At 43.8% G+C, this 15,736-nt stretch carries 13 protein-coding genes; all 13 read left to right on the forward strand.

The genetic code is table 11. The annotated features are described in order from the left end of the window. The first annotated feature begins 18 nt into the window (after positions 1-18). The 13 genes from DWX57_RS06745 to DWX57_RS06805 all read left to right on the forward strand — a co-directional run bounded on the left by DWX57_RS06745 (position 19) and on the right by DWX57_RS06805 (position 15,618). Entirely contained in the window at positions 19-342 is a 324-nt protein-coding gene (locus DWX57_RS06745; RefSeq protein ID WP_120123527.1) for a GNAT family acetyltransferase, read from the forward strand. After that, positions 323-1,714: a hypothetical protein gene (locus tag DWX57_RS06750; RefSeq protein ID WP_243106183.1), complete on the forward strand. Its 1,392-nt coding sequence runs from the start codon at positions 323-325 to the stop codon at positions 1,712-1,714. Before DWX57_RS06745 ends, DWX57_RS06750 begins: the two co-directional genes overlap by 20 nt. 14 nt (positions 1,715-1,728) lie before the next feature. Further along, a complete protein-coding gene (locus DWX57_RS06755) occupies positions 1,729-2,925 on the forward strand; it encodes an FtsW/RodA/SpoVE family cell cycle protein (protein ID WP_120123289.1) in 1,197 nt (398 codons plus the stop codon). A 30-nt stretch (positions 2,926-2,955) separates the two neighbouring features. Then, on the forward strand, positions 2,956-4,377 hold the full coding sequence (locus DWX57_RS06760) for a L,D-transpeptidase family protein (RefSeq protein ID WP_118757903.1): 1,422 nt from the start codon (positions 2,956-2,958) through the stop codon (positions 4,375-4,377). Between the two features lie 30 nt (positions 4,378-4,407). Then, positions 4,408-5,283, forward strand: coding sequence for a hypothetical protein (locus DWX57_RS06765; protein WP_015534442.1), 876 nt, complete (start codon positions 4,408-4,410; stop codon positions 5,281-5,283). A gap of 237 nt (positions 5,284-5,520) precedes the next feature. After that, the gene (locus DWX57_RS06770; RefSeq protein ID WP_120123291.1) at positions 5,521-6,180 is read left to right on the forward strand and encodes a helix-turn-helix domain-containing protein; all 660 of its coding nucleotides are present in this window, start codon (positions 5,521-5,523) and stop codon (positions 6,178-6,180) included. A 67-nt stretch (positions 6,181-6,247) separates the two neighbouring features. After that, positions 6,248-7,948 (forward strand): sensor histidine kinase, encoded by a 1,701-nt coding sequence (locus tag DWX57_RS06775; RefSeq protein ID WP_120123293.1) that lies wholly within the window; start codon positions 6,248-6,250, stop codon positions 7,946-7,948. Further along, positions 7,941-8,630, forward strand: coding sequence for a response regulator transcription factor (locus DWX57_RS06780; protein WP_022217373.1), 690 nt, complete (start codon positions 7,941-7,943; stop codon positions 8,628-8,630). Before DWX57_RS06775 ends, DWX57_RS06780 begins: the two co-directional genes overlap by 8 nt. Before the next feature lie 211 nt (positions 8,631-8,841). Beyond that, positions 8,842-9,543, forward strand: coding sequence for an RluA family pseudouridine synthase (locus DWX57_RS06785; RefSeq protein ID WP_022217372.1), 702 nt, complete (start codon positions 8,842-8,844; stop codon positions 9,541-9,543). A gap of 143 nt (positions 9,544-9,686) precedes the next feature. Continuing rightward, entirely contained in the window at positions 9,687-11,120 is a 1,434-nt protein-coding gene (gene proS / locus DWX57_RS06790; protein WP_120123295.1) for a proline--tRNA ligase, read from the forward strand. A gap of 91 nt (positions 11,121-11,211) precedes the next feature. Next, positions 11,212-12,543 (forward strand): CCA tRNA nucleotidyltransferase, encoded by a 1,332-nt coding sequence (locus DWX57_RS06795; protein WP_120123296.1) that lies wholly within the window; start codon positions 11,212-11,214, stop codon positions 12,541-12,543. Positions 12,544-12,720: 177 nt separating this feature from the next. Further along, positions 12,721-13,713: a hypothetical protein gene (locus DWX57_RS06800; RefSeq protein ID WP_243104934.1), complete on the forward strand. Its 993-nt coding sequence runs from the start codon at positions 12,721-12,723 to the stop codon at positions 13,711-13,713. A gap of 153 nt (positions 13,714-13,866) precedes the next feature. Further along, positions 13,867-15,618, forward strand: coding sequence for a phospho-sugar mutase (locus tag DWX57_RS06805; RefSeq protein WP_117549954.1), 1,752 nt, complete (start codon positions 13,867-13,869; stop codon positions 15,616-15,618). Positions 15,619-15,736: the final 118 nt, after the last annotated feature.

The raw sequence follows: 15,736 nt of genomic DNA on the forward strand, positions 1-15,736 counted from the left end.
AGAGACAGGGTGATATATGTGATAAACAGACCTGAATTGCTGGCTCTGGAATTCTACAAGTTGCGGCCTTTTAAGGGCAGTGACAAGGGTATCCGTTACATGATACAGAAGGATGTTGTGGAGATTGAGCCGGAGGGTGAAAAAGATCAGACAGAGGAAGATACACCGAAGGAGACAAAGACTGTACTCACGGCATTTATATGGCCGGAGCCATTCTGTTTTGAGGTCACACCGGATGAACAGAAGGGATCGAAGCAGTTTGATTTTTCCGAGGAAGGATTGTGTGAGGCCATAGCCTGGTTGAATGAAAATCATGATGCATATGCACAAAAAAAACAATAATAAACTACTTAAAAGAATAATTGGAATAACAGCGACTGTCATCATTCTGGTGGCAGCAGTTGTTGCAATTATTTTTTTTCATCTTATGAGAAAACCTCAGATAAAGCTTGTGGAGGCCATGGTAAATACCATCAATTCTTCCAGAGAGTCGGAGATGAATCAGCAGTATGGCACATTTGACATGGGTATGAACATGATAAATGGCAGTCAGAGCTTTTCATTTGAGGATAATTCTGATCACAGCGTTGACATATCGCTGAAGAGAAGTGCTTCGGATCACAATTTTCTTGCGGAGGCAGGAGTTGATGACAAGACATTCAAGCTCTATGCAAATAAGAGGACTTCTCTCATATATATAGATGATATGGCAATCAGAATACAGTACGCTGACAATCTCATCACGAACATGAGCAATTCTCAGGTGGTATCACTGCTCGGGATAGACAGCGACACAGTGTACTCATTTGGCACTGCTTATGAGAATTGTATGAGGATGGCTGCAAATAATTATACGGACATCAATGGTGACGATATCCAGACAGATATTATCCAGAAGACACTTAAGTATTTCTTCAATATGGAGGGTACGAGTGAGGGAAAACAGACTGTGGTCACGGGAGACAGAACCCAGGACTGCAAGGTTTATTCTGTCATCTTCAATGTGGATGATTTCTACAGTTATCTGGACGACTGTTTTGGCACACATGATATAGATTTTCAGGAAGTGTATGACATGCTTGACAAATACATACCGGAGATAGATACCATTGACAATACGGCAGAATTGGTACATGATATAAAGCAATTTGTGGATGAAATGTTAGACGGCAGGGATATCACGCTCTATTTTGCTGTGAACAGTAAAAATGAGCTGGTCAAGCTGTATGCGGATCATGTGTCCGACAGGGATATGAGCATGTCGCTGACATTTTACGGAGACAAATATACAGCACAGTCGTATGAGTTCACTGTTACTGACAATTCTGACAACCATCTTGTGATAAAAAAGAGGGATGTGAGCAGTGACGGAGAGACAGGAGTGGTGTTTGATGTGGATATATCAGCAGCCGATCTCATGGATTCCGTGAAGCCTGTCAGCATAAGTGCATCGGTGGAACTCAGATTGTCGGGAAGTGATGCGGTTCTTGGTATACAGGTTGGAGATGCCGTGTTCAGAAAGAACGCGGATATAACCGGATATAAAAAGGGAGAGAGCATTGATCTGGCGTGGAGTGGCGACAGTGACGGAAGCATGCATATCGGATGTGATCCGGGAGCCATAGACAAACCGGAGTACAGGGACAGCCTGGATATATTTGACACAGATGTGATAAGTGCGTATAAATTTATAAAAGAGATAATGAACAGATAGATGGAGATTTGTATATGAGTAATACAGCAGTTGTGGATAACTCCACAGACAAAGAAAAAAGCAGATATACATCGGGAACCATATATAAGATGATAATCGCCATAACGTTCCTTCTGGCATTTGGACTGATAATGATATTCAGCGCATCCAGTTACGGTACGGCTGCCAGCAATTTCAGAAGCCAGTTGGTGTTTATCGTTTTCGGAGCATTGGCAATATGGGGATTGGCGTTTTTCCCATACGGTCTGTATAAGAAGCTTACATGGCCTGCATATTTTCTGTCATTGATACTGACATTTTTGCTTCTCACGCCATTGGGAGTAAATGTAAATGGTGCGACGAGATGGATCCAGATCCCTCACATACCATTCAGAATCCAGATCGCTGATATAGTGAAGACTCTCATGATCATATTCATAGCTTCATTTATAAGCAGCAAATGGAGAGAGATGCATAAGTGGCAGACTGTCATAATACTGTGGGTGCTTGTGGGACTCCAGGCGGGACTTTTGCTCGTCATATCCACAAACCTGAGTTCGTGTCTGGTCGTTCTTGGAATATGTTACTGTTCAACATTTATAGCCAGCAAGAACTGGAAACTGCATTTGGGAATATTGCTGATAGCTGTGGTGGTGGCGGTGGTCTATGTGAAGGTAGCCACGAGCTACCTGCCTACGGAGGAAGAACTTCTGTCAAATGACAACTTCCGTGCAAAGCGAATCCTGGGATGGCTGTACACAGAAAAATATGAGAAGAGTGCAGGATATCAGGTCATACAGTCGTTGTATGCCATAGGAAGCGGATCTTTCTTCGGCAAGGGACTTGGAAATGGAACACAGAAGCTTTCGGCTATACCGGAGGCCCAGAATGATATGATCTTCGCGATAATCTGCGAGGAGCTTGGTGTGGCAGGAGCAATCATGTTATTTCTTCTGTATGGCTATCTGTTATACCAGATGTATGTTATAGTTAAAGAGTCATCGAACGTATTTGGAAGCATGATGGTCATAGGTGTGATGGTACACCTTGTATGCCAGATAGTGATCAACGTAAGCGTTGCGACAAATGTAATTCCGAATACAGGTGTCACTCTTCCTTTCATAAGCTCGGGAGGTTCCGCACTTCTCATGACCATGGTCGAGTGTGGTATGTGTATAGGAATCAGAAGGCAGCAGACGAGAAGAGTGTATCAGAAGCATTTGAATGAATAAAATCCATGTGAGGAATAAGAGAGGTAGTATATGGTAAAGTTTAGAAAAATTGCGTTTTTGACAATGGCAGCAGTATTGTTGTCAACTTGTGCGACAGGAATCTCAAATCTGTCAGAAAGCAGGGTCGGCGGACAGTACACGGTGTACGCTGCGGAGACTCAGGCTGATGCCGGAGAGAGTGTTGCGACATTGACGGATGCAACTGCCACTGTGAAGAATAAGAAGGGCTGGTATACCAAGAACGGTAAGACATATTATTACGATGAGAACGGCAAGGCGTTAAAGAGCAAGTTCCTTACATACAAGGGCGACAAATATTATTTTAACAGATATGGCCGCATGGTGAGAGGTCTTAACAAGATCCAGAATAATTACTATTACTTCAGAACAAATGGCAAGGCACTGGTGAATACCTGGAAGAAAATAAAGGGTAAGAAGTATTACTTTGGTTCTGATGGAAAAGCCTATAAGGGTGCACATAAGGTAAAGAATAGCAAGTATTACTATAATTTCTCAAGTAATGGTTATCTTGCGGAGGGTGTCAGAAAGATAAATGGCGTGACATACAGATTTGGTTCCAATGGAAAGCCATATACAGGATGGTATACTACAAAGCTTGGAAACAGACAGTATTACAGCGCTTCAGGTGTTGCATACAAAGGACCTAAGAAGGTAAATGGCAAGCTGTATCTGTTCGACAAGAATGGTGCACTGGTGAAGGGCAGAGGCTGGAAATATTACAACGGCAAGCGTTACTTCGTAAGCGTCAAGGGAACATTACTCACCGGATACAGATATGTGGATGGAGCATACTATTACTTCAGTAAGAGCGGTGCCATGTACAGAAGCAAGTGGGCATATGCGAATGGATATAAGTTCTATTTCAACAGAGGTGGCAAGAGACTCACAGATGTTGATAAGATCCTCGGAAAACAGTATTCCTATGAGATAAAGGTCAACAAGACCACAAATGTTGTGACTGTATATGCAAAAGATGGCAACAAGGGATATATCATTCCGGTAAAGGCATTTGTATGTTCAGGCGGTGACACAACACCTCTTGGAACATTCTATACCCCTGCAAAGGGAAGATGGTGGACACTGATGGGACCATGTTATGGACAGTGGGATACACTTATAACAGGTGATATACTGTTCCACTCTGTGTATTACGGAGAGGAGGATCCTACCACATTATCAGTCAGCGCTTATAACATGCTCGGAATGACATGCTCACACGGATGTATAAGACTTAAGGCAGGAGATGCAAAGTGGATATATGACAACTGCGATCTTGGAACAAAGGTAACTATATTCGAGAGCAATAAGAGCGGCCCGTTCCCTAAGCCTACATCAGTTCAGCTTGATTACAGCCATACATGGGATCCTACAGATCCAACCATGGCATACAAGTGTAGAGAGAACGGATGTCATAAGGGAATAGCGTGGTAATATCGTGTTCAATGTGGAGAGAATAGATATATGAAAAAAGCGTCGTGGATGGACATGGGCAGAAAATATATATTATTTATGATTGCGGTCATCTGTTTTGCAGGTATCTGCATGGGATGCGGGAAGGTGGATGACGGTCAGGAGGAGAGTACCGGTATCCAGATAAAGAGCGGTGATGTTGAATCCGCGGAGGATATGACTCAGATAGGAGTGTATCTCGATGTGGATAAGAACAGTTCCGAGATAACGGATGTGAAGTACAAGATATCCGGTGACATAGGTATCGTGAGTTTCAGGTACAGCGGAGTGAAGGTTGAACTCAGAGGCTCCTGCAAATACGAGATGTACGATCTGGCGGGCGTTGAGAACACCAGCAATGGTGACATGATAACCGGCAACATCCAGGGATATAGTGCTACTTATTACACTCTGACTCCCGGACGTATAGCTTTCTGGAGCGATGGAACAATTAACTATTCGCTATATATATACGTCACAGCCAGTGATGAGGTACTCAATGAAGTGCTGTCACATATAGTATTTGAGAACAGATATACGGACAGGGCTGATGTCCAGCAGCAGATAGAGACGGACAGCAGAGCATTTGCTGAGAAGATCGTGAAGGTGTTCAATGATGAAGATCTTGAGACCATGAAGGATATGGTTTTATATCCTCAGGAGACAAGTGGTGGACAGTCCATAGCAAATGAAAATGAGCTGTTGAATGTTGATAAGAAGGCGCTGTTCACTGACATTCTTATGAAGGCTCTGAACGATGAGAATGCACTGGATAATCTGAGAAAAACTAACGACGGCTCCGAATATGTAATTGGAACAAACTATAAAAATGTACATTTCAGACTGAACGACGACGGACAGTTTGTCATCACAAAAATAAATAACTGATATTTACCCCCCTGCACATAAGGGCAACTGATATGTGCAGGGGATTTTTCTGTTTAAAATACTGAAAAAGTTCTATTTGCCACGAATAAGTTCAGAATGTGATAAGTATGGGAGTATAGTGGGAAAATTTAGAGGACGATTCGCGTTGAGACTGTGTATTAAAGTCCTTAGAATTGTATCAGGACAGGAAATAACTTAAGACAGGACCTGATCTGAGACAAGGAGGAGATATACACGATGACAGAGAGAGTTTACAGTATAAGTGAGGCAGCAGCCAAGGTTGAGGTTGAGTCACATGTGCTTAGGTATTGGGAGGAAGAGCTTGAGATCGATATCAAGAGAAATGACATGGGTCACAGGTGCTACAGTGAGAAGGATGTAAAGATACTTCAGAGGGTTAAGACTTTGAAGGATAAGGGGATACAGCTCAAGGCGATAAAGGATATGGTTCACAGAATGTATGAACTTCTTGACGAGGGAGAGAGCACAGAGGAAAAAAATGCGGATGATGCGGTGACGGAGCTTATCGCAGAGAGTGAAAATACAGAGAAGAAGACCATAGAAACCATAAGGGTGAGCAGCGATGTGGGGGATGATTCAAGAATAGTTGATTTCAAGATGGCACAATTCCAGAATATCATGGACAAGATAATCAGCAACTCCATAAAGGACAACCTTAAGGTGATAACACAGTCAGTGTCCGCTGCGGTGTCCGATGACGTGGTAAAACAGATGGATGTGCTGATGAAGGAGAAGGAGGATCAGGAGGAAGCGAGATACAGAAAGCTTGACGCCACCATAAGAGAACTTCAGCAGACCAGACAGGAGGTTGCGGCAACGGAGATAAAGATGAAGAAAAAGGGCATTTTTAGAAGAAAACAGAGAGAGAGTTTATAAAAACTTCACACACTAACAATAGGGATTAATGCTATAATTAGCGCTAGTAAGATGGGAGTTAACACGAATGAAGATTACTAAGAAAGTTAAGATAGCGATAATTTTTATATGGATAGCAGCGATACTGTCCATGGTTATAGGTACGGCTATCATAGGGCGATATTTTATCACTGGAACTTATGGCCGAAATCACTCACTGCAGCTTTTATATTCGGAGGACGATCCGGTCAATGATGTGTACAAATCTCTGTCCACATTGCGTGAGGAAGTTATAAGCAAGGTGAAGAAGAATCCTTCATACTATACAACCCAGGATAATGCAGATGCACTGGATGAAAAGAGCTCGGTATTAAATACTCATATAGCAGTGAAGAAGGATGGAGAGTACATATATAGTTCCGTTGATCCTTTTTCTGAGAGCCTGAAGGAGCAGTTAAAGAGAAATGATAACAGTTCGAATATCAATGCGATAGATGGTGATTCGATTGATACCGGAAATAACAGTGATATAAAGGTTCAGGAATATCTCATAACCCAGCCGTCATTCTATCTGTGCAACCAGGTATCATATGTGCTGGATGGAAGTCAGATAGACATATATATGCTTACATATTATGGAAATTATATGTCGAGGTTCAGGGGAACCATCATGGGTTATTCCATACTGATGGTTCTAATGATGATGCTCCTGAGCGGTGTCGTGGCATTCCTTGTATACCAGCAGTTTGTGAATCCTCTTGTCAAGCTCAAGGAGGCAGCAGAGCGTATGGGCTCAGGCAACCTTGACGAGAAGATAGACTTTGGCGATAACAGAGTCGATGAGGTTGGTGAGCTCTGTGAGTCATTTGAGGATATGAGACAGAAACTGTCAGACTTTACCAAGGCGAAGATGAGATATGAGGAAGAGAACAGGCAGCTCATAAGCAATATATCACACGATCTCCGTACTCCTATCACGACCATCAAGGGTTATGTGGAGGGAATCATGGATGGAGTTGCAGATACCCCTGAGAAGCAGGAGAGATATCTGAAGATGATATACAGCAAGGCAAATGAGATGGACAGCCTCATCAATGAGCTTTCACTGTATACGAATATCAACAACAACGCCATACCATATGAGTTCCACAGGGTATCGGTGAAGGATTATTTTGATGACTGTATGGAGGAGGTATATACGACGCTCCTTTCCAAGAATATGACGCTCACATACAAGAACTATTGTGATGACGATGTGAAGGTCATAGTTGATCCTGACCAGCTCAAGAGGGTCATCAACAACATAATTACAAATGCTATCAAGTATACCGATAAGGAATATGGACAGATAGATATCAACATATATGACAATGACGCGGAGGTTAAGGTATCCATAAGCGACAATGGCCGTGGAATAGATTCAGAGAGCCTGCCTCATATATTTGACAGAATGTACAGAGCTGACAGCGCAAGACAGTCAAGAGGCGGAAGTGGTCTTGGACTTGCTATATGCAAGAAGATCGTTGAGGAGCACGGCGGCAACATATATGCAACAAGCCAGCTTGGTGTCGGAACAACGATAGTATTTACCCTGAAGAAGTATATTCCAAAGGTTGAGGAGATCGAGGGTGATACTTCTGACGCCAGCGGTGAACAGCAGGCAAATGTAAAAAAGGATACACAGAAAAAAGATGATCAGAGAAAAGACAATCAGAAAAAGGATGGTCAGAGAAAAGGATCATTGCAGATCATAAATTCACTAAAGAAAAGGAGAGATACAGATGAGTAAGATATTGATCATAGAAGATGAGCTTAGTATTGCAGAGCTTGAGAGAGATTATCTGGAGCTCAATGATTTCGAGGTAGAGATAGAGACAAATGGACTTAAGGGTCTTGAGAAGGCATTGGATGAGGAATACAGTCTTATCCTTCTGGATCTCATGCTCCCTGAGGTGGATGGATTTGAGATATGCCGACAGATAAGGGAGAAGAAGGATATTCCAATCATCATGGTAACAGCCAAGAAGAATGATATAGACAAGATCAGAGGTCTTGGTCTGGGAGTTGACGACTATGTCACAAAGCCATTCAGTCCAAGTGAGCTGGTGGCAAGAGTCAAGGCGCACATATCCAGATACGAGAGACTTGTTGGTTCAACGGCACTCAAGAATGACGTCATCGAGATCAGAGGTCTTAAGATAGACAAGACGGACAGAAGAGTGTATGTTGATAACGAGGAGAAGGTATTTACGAATAAGGAGTTTGATATATTGTGCTTCCTTGCCAGCAACCCAAACAAGGTATTTTCCAAGGATGAGCTGTTCAGCAAGATATGGAATATGGACAGCATAGGAGATATAGCCACGGTTACTGTTCATATCAAGAAGATCAGAGAGAAGATTGAATTTGACACATCGAATCCACAGTACATAGAGACTGTGTGGGGCGTGGGCTATAGGTTTAGGATGTGATAAGAAAGCCCCAGACGGCGAACATGCAGCGTTCATGCTTGCATGAAACGCTGCATGTTCATCGGATGGGCAGATATTCATGAGCATGTATGCCGATAGGCAGGAATGCGAATGAATGTGCGATTACGAGAGCCACGAAGTGGCGAAGTAATCGTAAGGCTTTCTTATCACAATTATAATAAGCCCCAGATGGCGAATGAGGAGAAAACAAATGAAATTAAACATTTTACATGAGGATAATGATATAATCGTGGCTGTAAAGCCATGTGGTGTGCCAACTCAGCCAGACAAGACCAATTCAGAGAGCATGGTGAGTATGCTCAAGCTCAGGATATACGAGAAGGAGAACAGAAAAGAGGAGCCATATCTTGTGCCTATACACAGACTGGACAGGCCTGTAGGCGGAGTTATGGTATTTGCCAAGACTCCTGAGGCGGCTGCAAATCTCTCAAAGCAGAGCGAGGATGGTTCTATGATGAAGTATTATCAGGCGATCCTCACTGGTGAGCTTCCAAATGACCAGGGAGTTTTGAAGGATTATCTTCTTCACGATACTAAGGACAATGTGACAAAGGTCGTGGACAAGGACACACCTGGAGCAAAGTATTCCGAGTTGGAATATGAGGTGCTGGATGTCATGGATACGGACGAGGGAGTTCTGTCATATATACTTGTTGAACTCATAACTGGAAGACATCATCAGATCAGGGCTCAGTTTGCGAAGAGAAAGTGCGGAATATGGGGTGACACGAAGTACAACCCTAAGTTCCAGAAGACGAAGAAGAAATATAAAGAGATAGGACTTCACGCGTCCAGATTGGAATTTGACCATCCGACAACAGGGGAACACATGGTGTTCAAGCATGAGCCGGAGGGCGGAGCATTTGCCATTCTGGATCTGGATGAGTTTTAGTTAAAATGGTATTTACAGGGCGGATGTTGGCATGTTTCGTGTTGACATACGTCCTGAAATTTTGTAGATTAAAGAGTGTATGCAATTAGGTAGTTCAGCTATGCAGCAGATATAGAATGTTTTAGAATAAGGAGATAAATAAGATGGCAAACGATAAGAAGATGGTTGAAGCTATTACTTCCATGGATGAAGATTTTGCACAGTGGTATACTGACGTTGTCCTCAAGGCAGGACTTATCGCATATACCAACGTGAAGGGATGTATGGCTATCAAGCCCGCAGGATATGCAATCTGGGAGCTTATACAGAAGCAGCTTGATGAGAGATTCAAGGCTACAGGTGTGGAGAATGTGTACATGCCTATGCTTATTCCAGAGAGCCTTCTTGAGAAGGAGAAGGATCACGTTGAGGGATTTGCACCTGAGGTAGCATGGGTTACTTATGGCGGACTCAATCCACTCACAGAGCGTATGTGTGTAAGACCTACATCAGAGACTCTGTTCTGTGATTTCTACAAGAATGATATCCAGTCATATCGTGATCTGCCAAGGGTATATAATCAGTGGTGTTCAGTTATGCGTTGGGAGAAGGAGACAAGACCATTCCTTCGTTCAAGAGAGTTCCTGTGGCAGGAGGGACACACTGCACATGCAACAGCCGAGGAGGCTGAGGCAAGAACAATACAGATGCTGAATCTGTATGCAGACTTCTGTGAGGATGTACTGGCTATGCCTGTTATCCGTGGACAGAAGACAGAGAAGGAGAAGTTCGCAGGAGCAGAGGCAACATACACAATAGAGGCACTTATGCACGATGGCAAGGCGCTCCAGTCAGGAACAAGCCATAACTTCGGAGACGGATTTGCCAAGGCATTTGGAATACAGTTTACAGACAAGGACAACAAGCTCAAGTATGTTCATCAGACGTCATGGGGTATGACAACAAGACTTATCGGAGCCATCATCATGGTTCACGGAGACAATTCAGGTCTTGTACTTCCTCCAAAGGTTGCTCCAACTCAGGTCATGATCATTCCTATCATGCAGAAGAAAGCAGGAGTGCTTGAGAAGGCAGCAGAGCTCCGTGAGAAGCTTGGAGCATTCAGAGTAAAGGTCGATGACAGCGACAAGAGCCCAGGCTGGAAGTTCTCAGAGCAGGAGATGAGAGGTATTCCTATCAGAGTTGAGATCGGACCAAAGGATATCGAGGCCAATCAGGCAGTTCTGGTACGCCGTGACACAAGAGAGAAGATCACAGTATCACTTGATGAGATAGATACAAAGGTTGGAGAGCTTCTTGAGACTATCCAGAAGGATATGTTCGAGAGAGCAAAGGCTCACAGAGATTCACATACACATGCAGCTCTTAACTGGGATGAGTTCAAGAATATCATCGACAACGAGCAGGGCTTTGTAAAGGCTATGTGGTGCGGCGAGACAGCTTGTGAGGATGCTATCAAGGATGAGACAGGAGCATCCACAAGATGTATGCCATTTGCACAGGAGCATCTTTCAGATGTATGTGTACACTGCGGCAAGCCGGCCAAGAAGATGGTATACTTCGGAAGAGCATACTAAAATATAGATAATAATCATGTATAATAACTTCTTCAGCATTTTGCTGGAGAAGTTATTATTTTACAGATATAAAGATGCGGAGAGAAGATATATGAGAATAGACATTCCAGAGGGAGCAAATAAAGTTATAGAGGGTCTTGAGGCAGCAGGCTATGAGGCCTATATAGTCGGCGGCTGCGTGAGAGACAGCATACTCGGAAGAGAGCCGGGGGACTGGGATATCACCACATCTGCCAGACCTGAGCAGGTCAAGGAGATATTCAGGCGAACCGTAGATACAGGAATAGAGCATGGAACCGTAACAGTCATGATGGGCAAGGAAGGCTATGAGGTCACGACGTACAGGATAGACGGAGAGTACAGTGATCACAGGAGACCGGATCAGGTGGAGTTCACAGCCAGCCTTGAGGAGGATCTGAAGAGAAGAGACTTCACCATAAATGCCATGGCGTACAGCCACAGCAAGGGCATAATAGATATGTTTGGCGGTGTGCAGGATCTGAATGACAAGGTTATAAGAGCTGTCGGTGTGGCAAGGGACAGATTCGATGAGGATGCACTTAGGATACTCAGAGCCATAAGATTTGCGGGACAGCTTGGATTTGACATAGAGAGGGATACCCGAAAGGCCATGATCATCCAGGCACAGTACCTCAAGGATATAAGTGCGGAGAGAATCAGGGTGGAGCTCACAAAGCTCCTTGTATCAGATCACCCGGACAAGCTGCTCGAGGCCTATGTTACAGGGATCACTGCATATATCCTTCCTGAATTTGACAAGATGATGGAGCAGCCACAGAACAACCAGTATCACAGATACAATGTGGGTGTACACTCCATTGAGGCGGTTAAGAATATAAGAGCTGATGTAACCATGAGATGGGCGGCACTTCTCCACGATATAGGCAAGCCATCAACACACACTGTGGACGAGAATGGAACAGATCACTTTTACGACCACCAGATCGCGGGAGTTCCACTGGCGGAGGCGGTTCTCAGAAGACTGAAGTTTGACAACAATACCATCAAGGACGTGTGCAAGCTGGTGAGATGGCATGACTTTGGCATGGGCTGCGTTCCGAAGAAGAATACCATCAGGAAGCTTCTCGGAGAGGTTGGAAAGGATTTCTTCCCATATATAATCGAGATCAAGAAAGCCGATATGGCTGCTCAGAGCGATTACAAGCTGGAGGAGAGACAGAGCCAGCTTGCGGAGCTTGAGAAGAAATATGAAGAGATCGTGGCAGATGCTGACTGCGTCAGGATCAAGGACCTCAAGGTAAATGGCGGAGACCTCATAAAGCTGGGAATAAAGCCGGGACCTCAGATGGGCGAGATACTTCAGAAACTGCTGGATATGGTTATAGAAGACCCGGAGAAGAACGACAGGGAATGCCTTATTGAACAGGTCAAAATGATGTAAGGAGTATGTATTTCCCATATCATATAAAAAATAATTATTGGATGATGCGATAACAGTCGTAAAAAAATCCGGTAAAATATAATAACTTAAGAATGAATCTTAACAGCCCCTCATACAATAATTTAGCAGGTTATTATTGCTATAAAGTGAGCGACAGTTGTAGGAGGGGGTTTTTATTTGACTGAAAAAATGGGTGAAGTGTATGAAGCATACGATATGGAAGTACAGGGAACGGGCAGAGGCAGAGGTGCTGTGATCCTGATGACGGACAAGGGGGTCAGACAGGTGTCATCCCTGAATGGAACTGACGAGAGGCTTCAGCAGGAGAAGGAATTCAAGGATAAGATATATGAAAAGGGCTTCTGTAATATAGACCGGGTCGTGGCCAACAGCGAAGACGAGCTGGTGACCTGCGACAGGTATGGAAATCCATTTGTGTGCAGGGAATATTTCCAAGGGCGGGAGTGTAATGCATCAAGCATAAGGGATCTTGAGAAAGCAGTTATAAATCTGGCGTGGTTTCACAGAGCCGGAAGGGAACTGTACATGGAGGAGAATACGTCATACACAAAAAAAACTCCGGGAAATCTGGACAGAAAGGTAAATGAGCTTCGCAGGATAAGAAATTTTGTCAGCAGGAGAACCCTGAAGAATGACTTTGAGATGATGTACATAAAGACATTTGATTATTTTTACAGCCAGGCAGAGAAGTGCCTGTCGCTGTTTCAGGATAATTTCACATACAACGACAAATGGCTAGGCTATTGTCACGGCTCGTATAATTATCACAGCGTGATGTTCTGTGATGGATACATAGCAACCATAAATTTTGACCGGTTCCATGTGGGATACCAGCTCATGGATCTGTACCAGTTTCTCCGCAAAGCCATGGAGAAGAACAGGTATGATATCACCATGGCGAAGGACATTCTGAGTGCGTACAGTCAGATCAATTATCTTGAACATGAGGATTATGAATTCATATATCTTATGTACAGTTTCCCGGAGAAGTTCTGGAAGATAAGTAACCGGTATATGAACACCAGAAAGAGCTACATATCCCCGGTTTTGATGGAAAAACTCCAAAAAGTTATCGAAGATGACCAAGAAAAGCTCAAAATTTTGAGTGAAATTAACGATACCTATGGACTTCACAAGCTGACAAATTAAGAGTATAATGTTGGGGCGTGGATAATAATTGAGTTAGACACGTGATACTGAATTGTGATGTATTTTACAGATGGTTTTTTCGTGTGTGTGTTTTCCATTTGTAGGATGCTCTATGGGTAACATAAAGCAATAGATTTCACAGGAGGCAAAATGATGAGCGATTATAATTACAAGGACGTGTATGAGCAGTGGGTGAACAATCCTTTGTTTGGTCAGGAAACCAAGGATGAGCTCTTAGCGATCAAGGACGACGAGAAAGAGATAGAAGAAAGATTCTATTGTGATCTTGTATTTGGAACAGCCGGACTTCGAGGCATCATCGGAGCTGGTACTAACAGAATGAACATATATGTAGTGCGCAAGGCTACACAGGGACTTGCAAACTACATCATCAAGGCGGGCAAGCAGGACAAAGGTGTGGCAATAGCTTATGATTCAAGAAGAATGTCACCTGAGTTCTCTATGGAGGCAGCTCTCTGCCTGGCAGCAAATGGTATAAAGGCTTACAGATTCGAGTCACTTAGACCGACACCTGAGCTCTCATTTGCAGTGAGATATCTGGACTGTGTAGCTGGTATCAATGTAACAGCATCACACAACCCACCAGAGTACAATGGATATAAGGTATACTGGGAGGATGGCGCACAGATCACACCACCTCATGACCAGGGAATCATGGCCGAGGTAAAGGCCATCACAGATTTCGCAGATACAAAGACCATGGACATGGTAGAGGCAAAGAAGAAGGGGCTTCTTGTAACTATCGGTTCAGAGGTTGATGACGCATACATGGGCGAGCTCAAGAAGCTCATCCTCAATCAGGATGCAATTGACAAGTATGGCAAGGATATCAAGATCGTGTACACACCACTTCACGGAACAGGCAACATCCCTGTAAGAAGGATTCTCAAGGAGATTGGATTTGAGAATGTGTACGTGGTTCCTGAGCAGGAGCTTCCGGATGGAGATTTCCCAACAGTTGAGTATCCAAACCCAGAGGCAAAGGAAGCATTTGCACTGGCACTCAAGCTGGCAAAGGAGGTCGATGCAGATCTTGTTCTGGCAACAGACCCTGATGCCGACAGACTCGGATGCTACGCCAAGGATTCCAAGACAGGTGAGTACAAGGTATTCACAGGAAACATGTCAGGAAGCTTACTCTGCGAGTATGAGGTAAGCCAGATGAAGGAGAAGAATGGCAGCCTTCCAGCAGACGGAGCAATCATCAAGACTATCGTTACTACCAACATGGTAGATGCTATAGCAAAGTATTATGGAACAGATCTCATCGAGTGTTTCACAGGTTTCAAGAACATTGGCCGTGAGATCCTCAGATTTGAGCAGACAGGCAAGGGAACATACCTCTTCGGATTCGAGGAGAGCTACGGATGCCTGATCGGAACCCACGCAAGAGACAAGGATGCCGTTGTTGCAACTATGGCTCTCTGCGAGGCAGCAGCTTACTACAAGGGTCAGGGCAAGACTCTTTGGGATGCAATGATGGATATGTACGAGAAGTACGGATATTATGTAGATGACATCAAGACCGTAACACTCAAGGGTGTTGAGGGATCTAAGAAGATCGGACACATCATGAATATCCTCCGTGCAAATGTACCTGAGGATGTTGCAGGCTACAAGACAAAGGTAGTTCGTGACTATCGTCTTGAGTATATAAGAAACATCGAGACAGGTGAGGTTAAGCCTACCGGTTTCCCTAATGCAAATGTACTCTACTATGAGCTTGAGAACGATGCATGGCTTGCGGTAAGACCTTCAGGAACTGAGCCAAAGATCAAGTTCTACTACGGAGTAAAGGGTTCATCATACGATGAGGCACAGAAGGAGTCAGCAGCATTTGGTGACAAGGTCATGGATCTTATCTATGATATACTTGAAAAGTAATAAAGAAAAATAATCATAAACAAACGGATTGTTACAGTGACGTATAATATACGGTCACAATGTAGCAGTCCGTTTTTTATTTTAAAATAAATTAAGTATACAAAGGAGGTAAACTGCT

Source organism: Coprococcus sp. AF19-8AC (assembly GCF_003603115.1).
In the GTDB taxonomy this organism is placed as follows: Bacteria; Bacillota; Clostridia; order Lachnospirales; family Lachnospiraceae; genus Coprococcus; species Coprococcus aceti.

What these genes read in the sequence shown, in the direction of transcription:
- DWX57_RS06770 (WP_120123291.1), top strand. Translation starts at nt 5,521, where the DNA reads ATGACAGAGAGAGTTTACAGTATAAGTGAGGCAGCAGCCAAGGTTGAG.
- DWX57_RS06795 (WP_120123296.1), top strand. Translation starts at nt 11,212, where the DNA reads ATGAGAATAGACATTCCAGAGGGAGCAAATAAAGTTATAGAGGGTCTT.
- DWX57_RS06765 (WP_015534442.1), top strand. Translation starts at nt 4,408, where the DNA reads ATGAAAAAAGCGTCGTGGATGGACATGGGCAGAAAATATATATTATTT.
- DWX57_RS06775 (WP_120123293.1), top strand. Translation starts at nt 6,248, where the DNA reads ATGAAGATTACTAAGAAAGTTAAGATAGCGATAATTTTTATATGGATA.
- DWX57_RS06805 (WP_117549954.1), top strand. Translation starts at nt 13,867, where the DNA reads ATGAGCGATTATAATTACAAGGACGTGTATGAGCAGTGGGTGAACAAT.
- DWX57_RS06750 (WP_243106183.1), top strand. Translation starts at nt 323, where the DNA reads ATGCACAAAAAAAACAATAATAAACTACTTAAAAGAATAATTGGAATA.
- DWX57_RS06755 (WP_120123289.1), top strand. Translation starts at nt 1,729, where the DNA reads ATGAGTAATACAGCAGTTGTGGATAACTCCACAGACAAAGAAAAAAGC.
- DWX57_RS06760 (WP_118757903.1), top strand. Translation starts at nt 2,956, where the DNA reads ATGGTAAAGTTTAGAAAAATTGCGTTTTTGACAATGGCAGCAGTATTG.
- proS (WP_120123295.1), top strand. Translation starts at nt 9,687, where the DNA reads ATGGCAAACGATAAGAAGATGGTTGAAGCTATTACTTCCATGGATGAA.
- DWX57_RS06780 (WP_022217373.1), top strand. Translation starts at nt 7,941, where the DNA reads ATGAGTAAGATATTGATCATAGAAGATGAGCTTAGTATTGCAGAGCTT.
- DWX57_RS06785 (WP_022217372.1), top strand. Translation starts at nt 8,842, where the DNA reads ATGAAATTAAACATTTTACATGAGGATAATGATATAATCGTGGCTGTA.